Origin of the sequence: Cohnella thailandensis, from assembly GCF_014212135.1 — a bacterium.
Taxonomy (GTDB): domain Bacteria; phylum Bacillota; class Bacilli; order Paenibacillales; family Paenibacillaceae; genus Cohnella; species Cohnella thailandensis.
Genome location: NZ_JACJVQ010000005.1, coordinates 518049 through 537011, shown reverse-complemented (window position 1 = coordinate 537011; position 18963 = coordinate 518049). Strand labels below are relative to the sequence as shown.

Here is an 18963-nt window from a genome sequence, read left to right as displayed (position 1 = left end):
TTGTGATCCTACCTTTCCGTTACTCCCCCAAGGATATAATCCGCGAGCAGCCTGACCCCGTAACCCGAAGCCCCGATCGGGCAATACCCTCGTTCGCTCTTCGCTTGGGACGTGTTCGCCATGTCGATGTGCACCCAAGGCAAGCCGCCCGAGAACCGGCGCAGGAAGAGAGCCGCCAGAATGGCTCCTCCGTAAGGAGTCGGCGCCCAATTCGCGAGGTCCGCGTAATCGCTGCGAAGCTGCTCCTCGTAATCGTCCATGAGCGGCATCGCCCAGATGCGGTCGCCGTTCCTCTCTCCGACTGCATGAAGACGCGAGGTCATCCCCTCGTCGCCCCACATGCCCGCGATGCCGAGACCGAGCGCTTGCCCGACGTTGCCGGTTAGCGTCGCCACGTCGATCATCTCGCAAGGCGAGAATTTGGCCGCATGCAGCATGGCATCGGCCAAGATAAGCCTGCCTTCCGCATCGGTGTTCTTCACCTGAACGGTCAAGCCGTTCGGGTACGAGACCACCTCCGAGGGCAGGTAAGCGCCGGGTCCCGGCACGTTGTCGACGATCGGCAGAAGAGCGACGACGTTGCGACGCTCACCCATGCGAACGAGAAGGTCCAACGCTCCGACGACCGCCGCCGCTCCGCCCATGTCCATGCGGGCATCGCTAATGTCGTTCGCCGTTTTCGCGTTCATGCCGCCCATGTCGAAGGTGACTCCCTTGCCGACTAACGCGATCGGCGCCTCTCCCGGAACCGGCTCGTAGATGAGCTCCACGAGAGCGGGAGAATAGCGGCTCCCCCGGCCGACGGTCAACAGTCCGTTCATCCCGCGTTCGACGAGCTCGAGGCCGCGATAGACCTTCATCCTCGCGGGAGTTCCCGCGAATTGCGCCTCGATTCGCTCGACGAACGAATTCGGATTCAACCGATCGCCGGGCTCGTTGACCAGATCGCGCGCAAGCGCGATCGAATCGACCCGCATTCGAACCCTCTCGATCTCTTCTATATATCCATTATCGGACAAGAGATGCATCCTCTCAAGAGACGCTCCCGTTCGATTCGGCCGATAGCAATTGAATTCGTACGTTCCGAGCAGCCAGCCTTCCGTCCAAGCGCATACGAGCTCGCTCTCGCCCGCAGGCATCCCGGAACCGAAAGCAAGCGAGACGTCGACCGTTCGGTATCCCGGCTTCCTAAGGGCGCGGCCCGCGATTCCCGCCGTCTCCCGAATCCGTTCCAGGCTGCACGCTTCGCTGCGGCCCAGGCCGACGATCAGATAATGGCGCTCTCCCCCTCGGCCGAAGAACCAGGTCGTTTCCCCTCTCTTCGCCATATAGGGAGCAATCTCGAACGGAAGCTCCCCGGAGGCTGCGACAGTACCGATCTCGTCTTCGAATATCGGATAAACGACCGCTTCGGCAGGCTCGGAGCCGAAACCGCCTGAAGTAATGATCAAGCCGTTCATGCCTTCCATCCTCCAACCTCGGATGCGTCGAAATCCAGATTCGCCAATTCATAGATGGCCCTGGCATAGATAGCGGTCGCTTGCAGCAATTGTTCGATTTCGACATGCTCGTCTCTCTGATGGGCGGTCGACTTCGTTCCCGGGAACTCCATCCCGAAGGCGACTCCGTTCGGGATAAGCGCCCCGTACGTTCCGCCGCCGGTCGACAGCAGAGTCGGCGGAAGACCCGTCTCCTCCTCGTATACCCGCTGAAGCATGCGGATCATCGGATGCTCGTCCGGCACATGATGCGGATCCTTGAGAATCGGGGTGTCCACATGGAAGCCATAGGACTCGACCCGCTTCGAGATGTTCTCCAGAATGAAGGAGGAGGTACCGCAAGCCGGATAGCGGAGATTAAGATGGAAGAACGACTCTTCTCCCGGGATATATTGCAGAATCCCCGTGTTGATCGTCAGAGCCCCCGTGACATCGTCGCTCATCGCCACCCCGAACGCATGGCCCAGGCAATCCCCGTGCAGATGATCGTTCACGCAGGCGACGTAACGTTCGGCGTCCGGTTGAAGCGACAATCGGCGGAGGAAGTGGAGCAGCTCGAGCGCGGCGTTGCGTCCGAGCTGCGGCTCCATGCCGTGCGCGGACACGCCCGCGAGCTTAAGCGCGAGCGCACCGTCTTCCCTATCCGCCCTTCCTGCCAGCCCTTTCTCCTTGCAATAGGTTCCAAAAACGACGGCCAGCGCTTCGAGGCTCGCCGCCTCTCCCTGGACAATGGCTTCCGCCTTCTCCGGAACCATGTTCGCCGTGCCTCCGCCTATAAACGACTTTAAATAAAACTCGCACCGCGAGCTCTGCGCCGCCGAGTCCTCGCCCGCTTCAAGGATGATTTTGACGTTGATCTGCCCCTTCTCCGCCCGCACGATCGGGAAGTCCGCATCCGGCGTGAAGCCGCACAGCGGGGGCTTCTCCAGCTTCCGGTACATCGTCATGCAGTCGCAGGCATGCTCCTCGTCCGTTCCGAGAATCAGGCGAACGTTATGCTTCGCCGGAAGTCCGAGCTCCTTCACGATCTTAAGCGCGTAGAACGCGGCCATCGCCGGTCCCTTGTCGTCGATCGCTCCGCGGGCGTAGAGCTTCCCGTCCCGAATCTCGGGCTCGTACGGAGGCGTCGTCCATTCGCCGCTCGCGGGAACGACGTCCAGGTGACAGAGCACCGCCACGTAATCGTCCGATTCGGAAGGCGCGTACTCCGCGTATCCGGCATACCCTTGCAGGTTGCGAGTCCGGAAGCCGGCCGACTCTCCCAATTCGAGCATATAGTCCAGAGCCTCCGCGATGCCCTTGCCCATCGGCTTGCCCGGCTCCGAAGACGCCAGGTCCTTTACGCTGTTTATGCGAAGAAGAGCGAAGAGATCGGCCAACAGCCGATCCTTCCTCTTCTCAGCTTCCATATTCCAATCCATGGTTCCCACTCCGTTCCTCATGCCTTCATCGCCGCCCGATCGCTCTCGCTTCCGTAGAGGTGGCAAGCTACCCAATGGTTCGGACGGACTTCCCGCCATTCCGGCGCTTTATTCTTGCAGTGCTCGGTCGCGAATGGACAACGGGTGCGGAAGCGGCAGCCGCTCGGCGGATCGATCGGACTCGGCAGATCGCCCTGCAGCAGCTGCCGCTTGCGCTCTCTCTCGAGGCGCGGATCCGGAATCGGAATCGCCGTGAGCAGCGCCTGGGTGTACGGATGAAGCGGCTCCTCGAACAGGTCGTCGCTCGTCGCGAGCTCGACCATGCCGCCGAGGTACATGACGCCGATACGGTCGCTGATATGCTTGACCATCGACAGGTCGTGAGCGATGAACAGATACGTCAGGCCCCGTTCCCGCTGAAGCTTCTGCAGCAGGTTGACGACCTGCGCCTGAATCGAAACGTCGAGCGCCGAGATCGGCTCGTCCGCGATGATAAAGTCCGGGTCGACGGCGAGCGCGCGCGCGATCCCGATGCGTTGCCGCTGGCCGCCGGAGAATTCGTGCGGGAACCGCTTCGCGTGCTCGGCGTTCAAGCCTACGGTCTCTAGCAACTCGACGACTCTCTTGGTGCGTTCGGCGCGATTTTTCGCCAACCCGTGCGCGTCCATCCCCTCCGCGATAATGTCCTCTACATTCATGCGTTGATTCAAGGAGGCGTACGGGTCTTGGAAAATCATCTGGATGCGCCGGGTCAGAGCTTTGAGCTCGGTCTTCGACTTCGTTCCGTGCACGTCCTCTCCGTCGAACAGCACCTTGCCGTCCGTGGCGTCATAAAGCCGGATCAGCGTTCGGCCCAGCGTGGACTTGCCGCAGCCCGATTCGCCGACGAGGCCGAACGTCTCGCCCGGATAAATCTCGAAGCTGACGTCGTCGACGGCCTTGAGCGTTTTGCCCCCGCCGACCTGGAAGTGCCGTTTCAGTCCTTCTACCTGGACGAGCGGCTTCTTCTTGCCTTGTTCCGCCATTACCGCTCACCTCCTAAACTTGCGCCCGTTGCGGCTGCGGCTTTCTGCGCTCTCGGATCCTGAAGCCAGCAAGCGGCGCTGTGCGTATCGGAATGGGCGGTGTAATCCGGCATCTTGGCGACGCACACCTCCATCGCATGCGGGCAGCGGGCCGCGAACGGACAACCGACTGGCGGGAACATCAGGTCCGGCGGCGTTCCCGGAATCGCCGTCAGCTCGCTCGTCTTCTCGTGCAGCTTCGGCATAGATGCGAGAAGCCCCCACGTATAGGGATGCTTCGCTTCATAGAACAGCTCGTCCACCGTACCGGTCTCGACGATGATCCCCGCGTACATGACCGCGACCCGCGCGGCCGATTCCGCGACGACGCCCAGGTCGTGCGTGATCAGGATGATCGACGTCCCCGTCTCTTCCTGGATTCTCTTCATCAGGTCGAGAATCTGAGCTTGTATGGTTACGTCGAGCGCCGTCGTCGGCTCGTCGGCGATCAGAATCTTCGGGCTGCAAGCCAGCGCCATCGCGATGACGACGCGCTGCCTCATCCCGCCGGACAGCTGGTGAGGATATTGCTTCACCCGCTTCTCCGGGCTCGGAATGCCGACCAGGCCGAGCAGTTCCGCCGCTTTGGCCAGCGCCTCCGCTCCTCCGAGCTTGCGATGCTTCTTCAGCACCTCGATAATCTGCTTGCCGACGGTCATCGTCGGGTTGAGCGAGGTCATCGGATCCTGGAAAATCATCGAGATCTCGGAGCCGCGAATGCTCTGCATGCGGCGCTCGGACGCCGCCGCCAGATTCTCGCCTTCGAACCGGATTTCGCCCGAGCGAATTTTCGCGTTCTTGGCGAGCAGGCGCATGATGCTCTTCGAGGTGACGGACTTGCCCGAACCGGATTCGCCGACGATCGCCAGCGTCTCTCCTTTGTTCAAGTCGAAGCTGACGCCCCGTACCGCTTGAACTTCTCCGATATAGGTCCGGAATGCGACCGCCAAGTCGCGCACCTCAAGTAATGATTGGCTCATCGTTCTCCCTCCTGTCCCTGATTATTTGCGCATGCGAGGATCCAGCGCGTCTCGCAAGCCATCGCCCAAGATATTGAAGGCAACCATGATGACGACGATGACGAGCGCTGGGAACAGCAGCAGATAGAAGTGCGAGCTCAGCGTCTGGAAGCCGTCGTGAATCAAGACGCCCAGGGAAGCCTGCGGCGATTGAAGGCCCAGTCCGATGAAGCTCAGGAACGCTTCCGTGAAGATGGCCGACGGAATCGTGAACATCGTATTGATAACGATCATGCCGATCGTATTCGGAATGAGATGCTTAAAGATGATTTGGGTATTCGAGGTGCCCAGCGTGCGAGCCGCGAGCACGAACTCCTGCTGCTTCAGCTTCAGGATCTGCGCGCGTACGAGCCTGGCCATGCCGACCCAGCCCGTGATCGACATCGCGACCATGATCGTGAAGATGTTCGCTTTCATGATCATCATAAGAAGAATGATAATGATGAGGCTCGGCACTCCGATCAGAATCTCGATAATCCGCTGCATGACGTTGTCGACCTTGCCGCCCTTAAGCGCGGAGATCGCGCCGTAGGCGACGCCGACAACCAGATCCAGAGCGGCGGCCAGCACGGCGATCAGCAGGGAGATACGCGTTCCTTGCCAGATTCGCGCCCATTGGTCGCGTCCGAACTTATCGGTGCCGAACCAGTGGTCGGCGCTCGGGCTCTGATAGACGGCCGAATAGTTCGTCTGCGCGTAGGAATACTTCGTGAGCCAAGGTCCGACGATCGCGAGAACGATCATGATGCCGAGCAGAATCAGGCTGATGACGGCGGCCTTGTTCTGGCGAAGTCTCCGCCAGCTATCCTGGAAGGCGGACAGGGCCGGACGGGAGATCCGTTCCTGCTCGCCGTTCTCCCGGCGAACGGGGACGAACAAGGGGTCCAAGGAATCCGTAGGGTTAGCCATCCTCCGTTCACTCCCTTCCCGATCCGAGACGAATCCGCGGATCTACCAAACTGTATAGAATGTCGACTAGCAGCATGACGACGACATAGAACGCGCTGTAGAAAATCGTCACGCCCATGATCGTCGCGTAATCGTTCGTCTTGATCGAATCGACGAACAAGCTGCCGATCCCCGGAATGCCGAAGATGTTCTCGATGACGAGCGAACCGGTCAGCAGGTTGACGACGATCGGCCCGAGAATCGTAATGACGGGAATGAGCGAGTTGCGCACGGCATGCCGGGACAGAATCGCCATCTGGCCGAGGCCCTTCGCCTTCGCGGTCACGATGTAATCCTGCTGCAGCACCTCCAGCATCTCCGTCCGGACGAACCGCGCAATGATGGCGATTACACCAAAGGATAGAGCGACGGACGGCAGCACGGAGCTGTCGTAGCTTTCCCAGAACGCGACCGGCAGAATGCCCCATTTTAACCCGATATAATATTGAAGCAAGGCGGCGAGCACGAAGTTCGGAATCGATACGCCCAGCACGGAGACGATCATCGCCGCGTAATCCCAACCGGAGTTGTGGCGATAGGCCGCCAGCACGCCCAGAATGAGGCCGATAACCGTACCTAGCAGAATCGCTTGCAGGCCGACCAGGGCGGACGGATAAATCCGGTCGACGATGATGTCCTTGACGTCTTGTCCGGTGTAATAGATAGAGGTTCCAAGGTCGCCCTGGACGATGTTGCCTATATAATTGACGTACTGAACGATCACCGGCTTGTCCAGCCCGTAGCTTGCATAGATTTGGTCCCGCTGATCTTGCGTCAGCAAGGCGAGCTTCTCCTCGTCGAACGGGGTGCCCGGGAGGTTCTTCATGAGGAAAAAGGTAGCTGTCGTAATAATGAATAGAGTAAGGACGAGATAGACGATCCGTTTGGCGATGTACCTTTTCATTCGTTCACCTCTTTGGCGTGAAAAGAAAGAAGGAGAGAAGTTGCCCGCTCTCCTTCCCGACTATCCTATTGGTTTATTGTGCGACAGCGCTCTTGAATTCAACCGGGTTGCCGTAAGGGTGATAGATCAGGCCCGTTACGTTCGACTTCTGCAGGAACGAGTAGCCGCCGAAGTAGATCGGCGCGACGACGGCGTCCGTGTCGACCAGCTGCTTCTCGGCTTGCAGAAGCATGTCGGCGCGCTTGGCGTCGTCCGTTTCTTTCTTCGCGTTCGCGATCAGCGCGTCGTACTCGGAGCTCTCGTAGTTGCCGCGATAAGGCGTGTGGTTCGTCCACAGATCCATGTAAGTCATCGCGTCGTCATAGTCGGCGCCCCATGCGGTAACGGCCATCTGATAGTTGTTGTTGTCCATCAGCTCATTGCGCGCCTTGGAAGTCTTCGTGTCGATGGCGACGTCGATGCCGAGGTTGTTCTTGAATTCGCTTTGGAGGAACGTAGCGACGTCCTTCACTTCGGAGGTGTCGGCGATCAGAAGGGTCAGCTTAGGAGCGGAGCCCAGCTCTTGCACGCCTTGCGCCCACAGCTCTTTGGCTTTCTCGATGTTCGCTTCGATCACTTTGCCGTTCAGCTCGCGGAACGTCTTCGTGCCGTCGCCGCTCATCAGGTCCGGAATGAGGCCGGAAGCGCCGGAGGAGCCGTTGTTCAGAATCGTGGCCGCGAGAATGTTGGAATCGAACGCCAGCGACAGGGCCTTGCGGATGTTGACGTTGCTCAGGCCTTCCGCCTTCGTGTTGAATTGCAGGTAAGTCGTGCGGAACTTGATGCCCGTGCCGAATTCCGGATTGCTCTTGTTCGCGTCCACGTCGGAGGAAGCCAGCGTCACGCGATCGATCTGACCGGCCTTATAGGCGTTGAGCGCCGTGCTTTGCTCCTTGATGACCTTGAGGTTGATCGTGTCGGTCTTGACGTTCGAGTTGTCCCAATAAGTCGGATTCTTCTTCAGAACCGCGCCAGCCGCGATGTCGAACGATTCCAGGACGTACGGACCCGCATAGATCAGCTTGTCCGCCGCAAGGCCGTACTGATCGCCTTGAGACGTCACGAACGCTTCGTTCAGCGGGAAGTAAGGAACGAGCGAAGTCAGGCGAAGGAAGAACGGAGTCGGTTGCTTCAGCGTAACGACCAGCGTCTTGTCGTCCTTCGCTTCGATCGCGACTTGATCGGCCGTGCCCGTTCCCGCGGCGTATTCGGCGCCGCCGACGATATAATCCGTCAGGATGAACGAGTAGCCGTTCGTTGCCGTGGTCGGGTTCATCTCGCCCAGCCAAGCGTACTTGAAGTCGGCTGCCGTAATCGGCGTGCCGTTGCTCCATTGAATGCCGTCGCGAAGGGTAAACGTGTAAGTCAGCTTGTCGTCGGAGATGGCGACGTCTTGCGCCAGAGCCGGCTGCGGGTTGTTGTCCGCGTCCAGACGGTAGAGGCCTTCGCTCACGTTGTTCAGAACCGTGAAGGAGATGTCGTCCGATGCCGCCCATTGGCTGAGATTCTTGATTTCGTTCTCGACGTACAGATTAATCGGCTTGCCGGACGGAGCCGCGCTGCCGCTTGCTCCCGCGGACGCGGAAGGGCTGGAGCTGCCGGACGCATTCTCGTTGTTGTTGCCGCAGGCCGCCAGGACCACGGAGAAGACGAGCATGAGTGCTAACAGAGATAGAGACCCTTTTTTCTTCACAATCGATCACCTCATGTTGTATTTTGGATTTCTTGGCTATAGTTGAACCGAACGCTGCTGGAGAACTTGTCCGGCGGAACCGGAGCAGGCCAGCCGTCATTCGGATGAACCCCCGAAATGCTATGGCACTCTTCTATCTCTAAAACAACTTGAAGACCGCGCGGTTCTCGCCGACGGCAACCCCGTTGTCGTTCACGATTTCCTTCGGTGTCAGGGCATACATGCGGTCGATGGTCGCTTGGTTCTCATACCCGATCTGCTCGAGGATGGAGGCGACGATGGTCGCCCACGGCGGCTCCGCCCCGTCGATGACTTTGAGCGCGAAAGCCATTCTTTCCTTCTTCAACCCGAAGGCGTACACGCCCTTCGCTCCGCCTTTGGCCACGATGTTCGAATCTTCTAACAACGAGGAACAAATAAACCCGTGGCTTGCGATCATATTCGGGCTGGCGTTCATGTAGCCGGTCAGCTCGATGACGGCGAGGCGAGTCGCTTCGTCTTCGATGAGATCCGGACAAGCCAGCTTCAGATAGCCGACGGCAAGAGCTTGCAGAGGAATGCCGAATACCGGGAAGCCGCAGCCGTCCACCGCGATCTTGATCTCCTCGCGAGGAACTTCGGTCATGTAGGCCATCGTATCCAGAATGTCTTGCTGCACCGGATTGTCGATGCTCCAATACGTGTCTACCGGGTAGCCGAGCTCCTTGCACAAAGCGATAATGCCGAGATGCTTGCCGGAGCAATTATGGTAAATTCGTCTCTTCGGCAGTCCCTTCGCGTAGAATTCCGCCCTCGGCTCGTCGTTCAAGGGAACGGTCGGACACGGCAGAAGCAGCTCTTCGGAGATCTCCGCCTTCTTCAGAATCGAGTCGAGAGCTTCGATCTGATACGATTCGCCGCGCTGCGATGCCGCGAACAGCGCCGCCTCGCCGCTTGTTAGCCCCAGCTTCTTCGGCACGCCGGCTTTGACGACCGGAATCGCTTGGAAGGGCTTGGCCGCCGAGCGAAGGAACGTCATATGCTGCGCGTTGCCGACCTCGGCGATCAGCCGTTTCTTGTCGTTCACCCCGCAGAGCAAGCCTAAGTGAACGTTCTCTAACGCATTGCCTCGGTACTGCTCGACCAAAGGTTGTAGGTTCATCTTGCCAGAGCCTTCTTTCTAGTTGTGTGTAGCCTGTTGCAAGGCAAGCGCTCCGGCGCCCAGCACGATGGATCTGCCGTGAAGCCGCGAAGCGATGACCTGGAAGGAATCCCGGAACGGTTCCCAGACGACTTGCTCGCAATGCCTGTCGAGCCATTCGAGAATTTCGCCGAACCCTTCGACCAGATCTCCGCTTAGAATCACGGTATCCGGATTGTACAGGCAGACGATGTTGTTTATCGTCACCGCGATATGGAACGCGGCCCGATCGATAATCTCGACCGCCCATTCCTCGTTCCGCCTTACGGCGGCGAACAGTTCGCCGATCTCCCGGATAGCGCTTACCTTGCGAGCCTCGCCCAGCAGCGCCGATTCGTCGATGTAGGTCTGCAAGCACCCGCGCTTGCCGCACTCGCACAGATTGCCGTGAGGATGGATGGTCATGTGCCCGAGCTCGCCCGCGCTGTTCGATCCCCCGCGGAAAATATCCCCGTTGATGATCAGCGACGAGCCTATGCCGGTACCGACGTTGATCAGCACCGTTTTGTCGGAGCCCTGAGCCGCTCCGAACAAATACTCTCCCAGAATCTTCACCTTGAGGTCGTTATCGATGACGGTGCGAAGCCCCGTCTTCTCCTGGATCCTCATCGCCAGCGGGAAGTCCCGCCAGCCGAGCGTCGAGGAGAACTGCACGACTCCGCGCTCGTAGTCGATAACGCCCGGAGTGCCGATGCCGATTCCCGCGACCTTCGCGGAGGAGATGCCCTGTTCCTCCAGAAGAGCCGTCACGGAGCTTGCCATCAGGGCGATGGTCTCTTCCGCTTGGGCTTCCTGCGAGGTGTGCTTCAGCTCCTTCGAGGTTATAAGCCGTTCCGCGAAGTCCATCAGCCCGATGACGATCCGCTTCTTCTGGATGTCGATCCCGATCGCGTATCGGCCGCTCGGCTCGATATCGAGCATAACCGCCTTGCGCCCTACTCCCGAAGAGGTTAAGGAGGTCTCCCTAACGAGCCCTTCATCGGTCAACTCGCTTACGATGCGTCCGACGGAGGTGGCGCTCATCTCGGTGATCTTAGAAATCTCCGATCTCGAGATCGGCCTGCGAGTTCTTATGACATCCAGAACCAATTGCTTATTATGCTGCTTGATAACCTCTTGATCCTGTTTGACCGTATGTTTGGATTCCGACATGAGGCACTCCTTTGCATTAATAACATCGTGTTATTATTTGAATTGAAAAATTGCGTAAAAACCCATCAAAACACGATGAAATTCTGTCAAAACGCCGTTTTACACTTCGAAAAATCCTTCAATTATTAACACAATGTTATTAATTAGATAGTATCAGCCGTTTTTCCTGCCGTCAATCCACAAATTGCGCTTATGGAACAGTCATGTCAGCTATTTTTAGCGAAATCCCTTCAAATAGCTGACATGACTATTACTCAACATAAAAATTCCACGAGATTTTGGATTTTCTGGACTGAAACGGATAACGGCCGCCCTTCCTGCTTCCTGCAAGATAGTCGAATTATCGACCCTATCGAGGTTTGGGAGAAGTTCGCTGACAAACAAAGAACGACGGGACCGGGATTATCGCCTCGGTACCGCCGTTTAGTCTGCAAAACAAAAACAAACTCGCCTTAGGAGCTGTCCCTTCGAATGATGACGGGTATGCCTCCCTAGCTCAGCCGCCCGCTTGAAGCTGGATGAACGACCTTAGCTGCCGATCCGCGAACACGGCGTTCATGGCCGCCGTTTGAGCCTTCCACAGCAGCGCTTTCTCAGGCTTCTCGCTGTAGGAGTTCAGAGCGTTCACCGCCGCGTTAAGCTGCTCGATCTCCGCCTGCGCGGAGGTCTTCGCCGAATCGATCCACGAGGATGCGGCTTTCGCCTGCTCGAGCCAATTCTGATGCGCGGTTCGGATCGACAAGATATCGTTATCCTCCGAAGGGAGCTTTCCGTTCAGCGATTCGGACGCGAATCCGGCAATCTTGCCGTACAGGTCGGCGCTAGCGCTTAGAAAACCGACGTACTCGCCGACATCCTCGATGCCCGCGATCGGGAAAGTGGCGCTATTCAGAGCCTTCACGTATACTTCCGTTCCCGAGAGCATCGAGACCATCTCGTCCGCTTCCGCCTTCGTCGGAGAAATCCCCGCATACACCCGGTACCCGTCCGTTGTATCCGTCGCGGCCGCGATTCCTTGCGCCCGCAGCTTCTCGGCCGCTTCCTCCATGCTCTCCTCCGAACGGAATACCCCATGCTGCAGGACATACATGGTGACGCTCGGAACGGTTGCGGTCGCGTTTGCCGCCTGGCCGCTCGTTTGCGCCTCTCCCGCTCCGCCCGTCTCCGAAGTTCCTCCTGACGTTTCTTGCCCCTGCCCCGCCTTCGCGCCGCTAGTCCGTTCGGTCGACTCCAACGGCGCAACGGCAGGCAGCTCGCCGCCGGACGCAACGACTCCCGGAGAGTTCTGAGCCCCTTGCGAAGGAAGAAGGGGCTCGCCGGTGAACAGCGTCAGCAGCAGATATCCGAACAGTCCTCCGGTCGCGATCGCTCCGACGACGGTGACGAACACCCGCATCCAGGACGGTCCGTTCTCCCGGTAGACGTTTCTGCCGTTTCTATCGTCTATCCATTCATAGCTCGCATCGTCGAATGGATCCGGAGGCTCCGGCGGCTCCGGCAGCTCGATCGGCCCCGGGGATTCGGTATCCGAATAATCGGCCTGGCGGCCTTGATAGGCCTTGGGAAAAGGAATCGTTTCTCCTCGCTTCGCGAAATCGCCTTTTCTGGAACCCTTGTTTTTCAATGGAACCTGCCGTGCGATCGGCTCATAAGCCGGTTCGGATCCCCGCTTCCGCTCCCTTTCGTCCCCGGGCTTCTGCTCGGGACTAGGAGAAGATTGTTGAGATTGCCTTTGCACCGGTTTGCCGCTAAAGCCCGTTACGGCTTCCCGCTCCGTGGTGCGAATCATCTCCTCCAGAGCGTGAATATCGTCTTGATAAGGACTGTGCCAGGCTTGATAGTCCGTCTTCGTCCTTTTCTCCGGGCGGACCGTCTTTCCTTGCGCCTGCTTGAGGTTCGGCTCGGCATTCGGAGCTTCTCCGGCCGGGAGAACCGCATTCCCCTTCAGCGCTTGAGGCGGATTGCCTTGCCCTTGAACGGTCGGCTCGACCGGAGCCGGCGCCGCGTTCGCGTTATCGAAACGAAAAGTCATTCTCGCTTTAGGCTGCATAAGTCAGTCTCTCCCCTTGTCCCCTAATCTACTAAAGCCTATGTAGGGAAGGCGGGGAATATGCGAGAGTATCCAAAACAATATGAAACGCCCGATCGAAGCTTGCATGCGCGCAAGCCCGTCGGGCGTTTATCCTATCCTAATCGTGCGCATCCGCGTTACGTTATATTTCCTCTTGTTCGCGAAGCTCGCGAGCAAGGCCGTCCGCGATTTTCCAGATGTCTCCGGCCCCCATCGTGAGAACCAGATCTCCCGGAACGATCCGCGAAGCGAGAAACTCTTTGACCTCTTCCTTGGTCGGAATATACTTCACGTTCGGGTTGCTGTTCTCGGCAATGAGCTCCACCAGCTTCTGCGAGGTCACGCCTTCGATTCTCTGTTCTCCGGCGGGAGAATAGATATCGGTAATGATCACCTCGTCCGCTTCCTTGAAAGCCCGGCTGAACGCATCGAGCAGGAAGTACGTTCTCGTATAGCGCTGAGGCTGGAATACCGCGATAATCCGTTTGCCCGTCGCTTTGGCCGCGAGAATCGTGGCTTCGATCTCCGTCGGATGGTGGGCGTAATCGTCGATGATAAGCATGTCCTTCACTTCGCCGAGGACATGGAAACGTCTCTTCGCTCCGCGGAATTCGACGATGGCCTCCGCGATTTGCCCGATGGAGAGTCCCGCCTCCAAGCAGACGACTACCGTCGCCAAGGCATTGTACACATTGTGCCGTCCCGGCACGGACAGGTTGATCGCGCCGAGCGATTGGCCGCCGCGAACGACCTCGAACGAAGCGCAGCGATCGCCCAGCTCGATGTTCGCCGCCCGATAATCCGCCTGTTCGTTATCGATCGAGTAAGTAATCGCGCGGGTAGAGGACGCTTGCGGCAGAATGTCCCGAACGTTCTCGTCGTCCAGGCAGACGACCGCGCAGCCGTCCGGCCGCACGTTGTTCAAGAACTTCACGTAAGCTTCCTTCAGCTTGCCGAAGTCGCCTTCGTAGTTCTCCAGATGATCGGCCTCGATGTTCGTCACGACCGCGATGGCCGGACGATACTGCAGGAAGGAGCCGTCGCTCTCGTCCGCCTCCGCGACGACGAATTTGCCGTTGCCCGCTTTGGCATTCGTGCCGACATTGACGATCTCGCCGCCGATAATGTAAGTCGGATCCAGCTTGCTTGTCTCCATCACGAGCGCGATCATCGAGGAGGTGGTCGTTTTGCCATGGGCGCCCGCCACGGCTACGCCCGTGCGATCGTTCAGGATTCTGGCGAGCATCTGGGCCCGGTGCAGGGTAGGAATGTTGAGCAGCTCGGCTTCTTTGCGCTCTACGTCGTCCTTGGAGATCGCCGTCGAATAGACGACCAGGTTCGCCCCATGGACGTTCTTCGCTTCGTGCCCGATGTAGATGCGGGCTCCCTTCGCCGACAGCTTCTCCGTCAACTCTTGACGCGCGACGTCGGACCCGGTAACTTCATAACCCATCTCCAGCATGACACGGGCGATCGCGCTCATCCCGTAGCCGCCAATGCCGATAAAATGTACGCGCTGTTCCGTTAGCAACGACGTTTCACCAGCCTTTCTGTGATTTCGATTGATGGAGCAGCCACGAACGGACATCGGCAATAAGGTATAGCGTACCCGTGACTACCGACAGCGTGCGTTCGCCTCCTTGCTCGGCCATCCCGGTCAGAAGATCCAACGCCTTCTTCCAGTCCGGCTCTACGACGATATTCCGCGGGCCGCCGAGCTCGCCCTGCAGCCGTTTCGCCAATTCGGCCAAGTCCGCGGCACCCATTTTTCTATGAAAATCCGGTTCTGTTACGATCAACGAATTCACCATTGGCAGTATATGCTTAAGGGATTGATCGTGATTCTTATTCGGCATCATCGCGACCATGACGTTCAAAGAATCGAACGAATACACATCCTCGAGCGCGTTCGCGAGCGCCTCCATCCCTTCCGGATTGTGGGCTCCGTCGAGAAGAATGCGAGGCTCCGTCCGGACCATCTCCAAGCGGCCCGGCCAGCGAGCCAGCTTCAACGCCTCCGATAGACTCTCTTCGTCCACCATCGTCGCATAGTATTGACGCAGAACGTCAAGCGTCATGACCGCCACCGCGGCATTCGTCACCTGGTGCGCGCCGGCCAGCGAGATGTCGAGAGAATCGTACCTGCGGAAGGTGCCCTCGAAGGAGAACGACTGCTCGTTCTCGGAGGCGAACAGCCTCTCGCAGTTGAATTGTTCGCCGATCAGGTACAGGGTCGACTTCTTCCCGGCGGCCGTCCCGCGAATCACCTCGATCGCTTCCGGCTGAGTTACGGCGGAGACGACGGGTACCCCCGGCTTGATAATGCCGGCCTTCTCGGCGGCGATCTCTTCCAGCGTGGTTCCCAGAATGTCCATATGATCGTGGCCGATGTTCGTGATGACGCTGATGAGCGGCGCCACGATATTCGTGACATCCAGTCTTCCCCCGAGACCCGTCTCCCAAACGACATAATCCGGGAAGGCGACCGTCGCATAATAAAGAATGGCGATCGCCGTCGTGATCTCGAACATCGTCGGAGGGCCCCATTCGGTCTCCGCGATCTCCTCGACCAACGGCTTGAGCCGATTGGCCAGGCGGAGAAGCACCTCGTCCGGAATATCCTCGCCGTTGTATTTGAACCGATTGGCATAAGAAGTGATGTAAGGGGACGTGAACATCCCCACGTCGTATCCGTTTTGCCTTAGCACGCTCTCCAGGAAGGAGCAGACGGAGCCCTTGCCGTTCGTTCCGGCGACATGGATAAACTTCAGCCTGCGATGGGGATTGTTCAGCTTCTCCATCAGCAGCTCCATGCGCTCCAGCCCCGGACGGATGCCGATCGTCGGCATCAATCCGGTAATCCATTCGACGGCTTGCTCGGCCGTTCGCAAATCCCCTTGTCCATTCTGATCATTCATGTTGCTGCGCCTCCATTAGCCGCGAAGTTCTGCGATCCGCGCGAGCACTTTGTCCCGCTTATCCCGATAGTCCTCGCCTTTCGCCCGCTCCTGTTCCACGACGTGGGCAGGCGCCTTAGCGATGTAGCCTTCGTTCGACAGCTTCTTCTCTACCCGTTCGACTTCGGAATTGAGACTCGCCAGTTCCTTCTCCAGGCGGGCGATTTCCTGGCTGATATCGATCAAGCCCGCAAGCGGAAGATAGAGCTCCGCGCCGGTCACGATCGCCGTCATCGCCTTGTCCGGAGGAGTCAGCGATTCGTCCAGGGTGAGGGAAGACGTGTTGCAGAAGCGGCGGATATATTCCTCGTTCCGCTTCAGGATGCTGCTCGTCGATTCGTTCGTCGGCTTGAGCAGAAGCTCGATCTTCTTGCCCGGAGTCACGTTCACTTCCGCGCGAACGTTGCGCACGGCGCGAATGGCGTCCATGAGAAGACCCATCTCGGCAACGGCTTCCGGAGCTTCGAAGGAGGCGTCGTATTGCGGCCAAGCGGCCAGCGTAATCGTCTCGCCCGCCTCGTGCGGCAGATGCTGCCAGATCTCCTCGGACAGGTAAGGCATGAACGGGTGAAGCAGGCGAAGCGTTCTATCCAGTACGTAAGCCAGCACGGATTGCGTGCTTCGCTTCGAAGCGGCGTCCGTTCCGTACAGCGTCAGCTTCGCGAACTCGATGTACCAATCGCACAAGTCGTCCCAGATGAAGTTGTACAGCAAACGGCCGGTTTCCCCGAACTCGTAGCTCTCCATCAGGCGGGTAATGTCCCTTGCCGTCTCGTTGAATCGATGCAGAATCCAGCGATCCGCCGTCGACAGCTCTCCCGAGAGATCGATGTCTTCCACGGAGAAGCCTTCGAGATTCATCAACGCGAAACGGGAAGCGTTCCAGATCTTGTTCGCGAAGTTGCGCGCCTGCTCGACCTTCTCCCAACGGAAGCGCAGGTCTTGCCCCGGCGTGCTGCCGGTGGAGATCATGTAGCGCATCGCGTCCGCGCCGTACTTCTCGATAACCTCGAGCGGGTCGACCCCGTTGCCGAGCGACTTCGACATCTTGCGCCCTTCCGCGTCCCGAACGAGGCCGTGAATAAGCACGTCCTTGAACGGGATGGAATCGGTAAATTCCAGAGCGGTAAAAATCATCCGGGCTACCCAGAAGTAAATGATGTCGTATCCGGTCACGAGCACGTCGGTCGGATAGTAGCGCTTGAGATCGTCCGTGTTGTCCGGCCAGCCAAGCGTCGAGAACGGCCACAGGGCGGAGCTGAACCAAGTGTCCAGCACGTCCTCGTCTTGTCTCCAAGGAGAACCGGCTTCGTCCGCTCCCTTAGGAGCTTCCGTGCCTACGTACAGTTCGCCGGTCTCGTCGTTGTACCAAGCCGGAATCCGATGTCCCCACCACAGTTGGCGGGAGATGCACCAGTCGCGAACGTTCTCGATCCAGTGCAGGTAAATCTTCTCGAAGCGGTCCGGAACGAAGTTCACGCCTTGTCCGGACTTCTGCGAGGAGATCGCTTGCTCGGCCAGCGGCTTCATCGCCACGAACCATTGCGTGGACAGGTACGGCTCGACGACCGCGCCCGAGCGCTCGCTATGGCCGACCTGGTGAACGTGGTCTTCGATCTTGATGCAGACGCCTTGCTCCTGCAGGTCCTTCACGATCGCCTTGCGGCAATCGGCGCGGTCCATGCCTTGGTACGGGCCGGCGTTCTCGTTCATCTTGCCGCTCTCGTCCATGACGATGATCTGCGGCAGATCGTGGCGGGTGCCGACCTCGAAGTCGTTCGGGTCGTGAGCCGGCGTGATCTTCACCGCTCCGCTTCCGAATTCCTTCTCGACGTATTCGTCGCCGATAACCGGAATCTCGCGATTCACGATCGGCAGCTTCAGCATCTTGCCGATCAGGTGCTTGTAACGCTCATCCTCCGGATGAACGGCGACGGCCGTATCGCCCAGCATCGTCTCCGGACGGGTCGTCGCGACCGTCAGGAAGCCGCTGCCGTCCGCAAGCGGATATCGCAGGTGATACAGGTGTCCGTTAACTTCCTTATACTCGACTTCGATATCGGACAGGGCGGTGCGGGCCGCCGGATCCCAGTTGATGATCCGCTTGCCGCGATAGATAAGCCCTTTCTCGTACAAGCGGACAAAAACTTCGCGAACCGCGCGCGACAGCCCCTCGTCCAGAGTAAAACGCTCGCGGGAATAGTCGAGGCTAAGGCCCATCTTCGACCACTGGCTGCGAATCGTGTTCGCGTATTGATCCTTCCATTCCCATACCTTCTCCAGGAATGCTTCGCGTCCGAGATCGTAACGGCTTTTGCCTTCCTCGCGAAGCTTCTGCTCGACCTTCGTCTGCGTCGCGATCCCGGCATGGTCGGTGCCCGGCAGCCACAGCGCGTCGAATCCCTGCATCCGCTTAAAGCGAATGAGGATGTCCTGAAGCGTGAAGTCGAGAGCGTGGCCAATGTGAAGCATCCCGGTCACGTTAGGCGGCGGGATCACGATCGTGTATTTAGGGGCATCCGGCCGGCGTCCGGCTTGGAAATAACCGCCCTTCATCCAAGCCTCATACCATTTACGCTCGGCATTCGTCGGGTCGTAGGTCGTTGGCATGCTGGTCGTATTCCGTTCTTGCGTTTCGCTCATTAAGACCATTCCTCCATAGGGACAAAAAATACAAAAACCTCCCGTCACAAAGGACGAAAGGCTCGCTTCCGTGGTACCACCTTCATTCCGACAGCCCATGTCTTACCGGCTCGTCGGCGCTCGAACGCATGTTAACGGCTGCCACCGCCCCGCTCTACAGCGATTGCTTCAAACGGGAGACTCCAGGGCGACTTCTGCGGCAGCCAACCTGCGGAACCTTGCAGCGATGCTCTTCCGGCACCGGTTCCGCTCTCTGAAGGGGCGAACGGCATACTATTCCCTTTCCTCGTCTTTATTCCCCTATGATACCTTTTTTGAAGGGTTGCAGTCAATATGGCCCGATGGACGAGAGAAACCCATTTATTCGGTTCCG

13 protein-coding genes and 1 other annotated feature are annotated in these 18963 nt (G+C 58.6%); all 13 genes read right to left on the bottom strand.

The window, feature by feature from the left end; genetic code table 11:
• Positions 1-8: 8 nt before the first annotated feature.
• Positions 9-1460 carry a leucyl aminopeptidase family protein gene (locus H7B67_RS07315; protein WP_185119120.1) on the bottom strand — a complete coding sequence of 484 codons (1452 nt, stop codon included), beginning with the start codon at positions 1458-1460 and terminating at the stop codon, positions 9-11.
• The gene (gene pepV, locus H7B67_RS07310) at positions 1457-2920 is read right to left on the bottom strand and encodes a dipeptidase PepV (RefSeq protein WP_185119119.1); all 1464 of its coding nucleotides are present in this window, start codon (positions 2918-2920) and stop codon (positions 1457-1459) included. Before pepV ends, H7B67_RS07315 begins: the two co-directional genes overlap by 4 nt.
• A gap of 17 nt (positions 2921-2937) precedes the next feature.
• Positions 2938-3945, bottom strand: coding sequence for an ABC transporter ATP-binding protein (locus tag H7B67_RS07305; protein WP_185119118.1), 1008 nt, complete (start codon positions 3943-3945; stop codon positions 2938-2940).
• Positions 3945-4964, bottom strand: a complete 1020-nt coding sequence (locus tag H7B67_RS07300) for an ABC transporter ATP-binding protein (protein ID WP_185119117.1) — start codon at positions 4962-4964, stop codon at positions 3945-3947. Before H7B67_RS07300 ends, H7B67_RS07305 begins: the two co-directional genes overlap by 1 nt.
• Before the next feature lie 21 nt (positions 4965-4985).
• Positions 4986-5912 (bottom strand): ABC transporter permease, encoded by a 927-nt coding sequence (locus H7B67_RS07295; protein WP_185119116.1) that lies wholly within the window; start codon positions 5910-5912, stop codon positions 4986-4988.
• Positions 5913-5919: 7 nt separating this feature from the next.
• Entirely contained in the window at positions 5920-6855 is a 936-nt protein-coding gene (locus tag H7B67_RS07290) for an ABC transporter permease (protein ID WP_185119115.1), read from the bottom strand.
• A 73-nt stretch (positions 6856-6928) separates the two neighbouring features.
• Positions 6929-8587 (bottom strand): ABC transporter substrate-binding protein, encoded by a 1659-nt coding sequence (locus H7B67_RS07285; protein WP_185119114.1) that lies wholly within the window; start codon positions 8585-8587, stop codon positions 6929-6931.
• A 139-nt stretch (positions 8588-8726) separates the two neighbouring features.
• Positions 8727-9728, bottom strand: coding sequence for an asparaginase (locus tag H7B67_RS07280; RefSeq protein ID WP_185119113.1), 1002 nt, complete (start codon positions 9726-9728; stop codon positions 8727-8729).
• A gap of 18 nt (positions 9729-9746) precedes the next feature.
• Complete coding sequence (locus H7B67_RS07275) at positions 9747-10919, bottom strand: ROK family transcriptional regulator (RefSeq protein WP_185119112.1); 1173 nt, start codon at positions 10917-10919, stop codon at positions 9747-9749.
• 496 nt (positions 10920-11415) lie between these two features.
• Positions 11416-12969: an SPOR domain-containing protein gene (locus H7B67_RS07270; RefSeq protein WP_185119111.1), complete on the bottom strand. Its 1554-nt coding sequence runs from the start codon at positions 12967-12969 to the stop codon at positions 11416-11418.
• Between the two features lie 163 nt (positions 12970-13132).
• Complete coding sequence (gene murC / locus H7B67_RS07265) at positions 13133-14521, bottom strand: UDP-N-acetylmuramate--L-alanine ligase (protein ID WP_185119110.1); 1389 nt, start codon at positions 14519-14521, stop codon at positions 13133-13135.
• 7 nt (positions 14522-14528) lie between these two features.
• Positions 14529-15908, bottom strand: coding sequence for a bifunctional folylpolyglutamate synthase/dihydrofolate synthase (locus H7B67_RS07260; RefSeq protein WP_185119109.1), 1380 nt, complete (start codon positions 15906-15908; stop codon positions 14529-14531).
• 15 nt (positions 15909-15923) lie between these two features.
• Positions 15924-18590, bottom strand: a complete 2667-nt coding sequence (locus H7B67_RS07255; protein WP_185119108.1) for a valine--tRNA ligase — start codon at positions 18588-18590, stop codon at positions 15924-15926.
• Between the two features lie 46 nt (positions 18591-18636).
• Positions 18637-18886: a binding site (T-box leader), on the bottom strand.
• Positions 18887-18963: the final 77 nt, after the last annotated feature.

Coding starts and splice junctions, on each gene's coding strand:
- H7B67_RS07290 (WP_185119115.1), bottom strand. CDS start 6,855: ATGAAAAGGTACATCGCCAAACGGATCGTCTATCTCGTCCTTACTCTA.
- H7B67_RS07255 (WP_185119108.1), bottom strand. CDS start 18,590: ATGAGCGAAACGCAAGAACGGAATACGACCAGCATGCCAACGACCTAC.
- H7B67_RS07305 (WP_185119118.1), bottom strand. CDS start 3,945: ATGGCGGAACAAGGCAAGAAGAAGCCGCTCGTCCAGGTAGAAGGACTG.
- H7B67_RS07260 (WP_185119109.1), bottom strand. CDS start 15,908: ATGAATGATCAGAATGGACAAGGGGATTTGCGAACGGCCGAGCAAGCC.
- H7B67_RS07275 (WP_185119112.1), bottom strand. CDS start 10,919: ATGTCGGAATCCAAACATACGGTCAAACAGGATCAAGAGGTTATCAAG.
- H7B67_RS07295 (WP_185119116.1), bottom strand. CDS start 5,912: ATGGCTAACCCTACGGATTCCTTGGACCCCTTGTTCGTCCCCGTTCGC.
- H7B67_RS07270 (WP_185119111.1), bottom strand. CDS start 12,969: ATGCAGCCTAAAGCGAGAATGACTTTTCGTTTCGATAACGCGAACGCG.
- H7B67_RS07300 (WP_185119117.1), bottom strand. CDS start 4,964: ATGAGCCAATCATTACTTGAGGTGCGCGACTTGGCGGTCGCATTCCGG.
- H7B67_RS07315 (WP_185119120.1), bottom strand. CDS start 1,460: ATGAACGGCTTGATCATTACTTCAGGCGGTTTCGGCTCCGAGCCTGCC.
- H7B67_RS07280 (WP_185119113.1), bottom strand. CDS start 9,728: ATGAACCTACAACCTTTGGTCGAGCAGTACCGAGGCAATGCGTTAGAG.
- pepV (WP_185119119.1), bottom strand. CDS start 2,920: ATGGATTGGAATATGGAAGCTGAGAAGAGGAAGGATCGGCTGTTGGCC.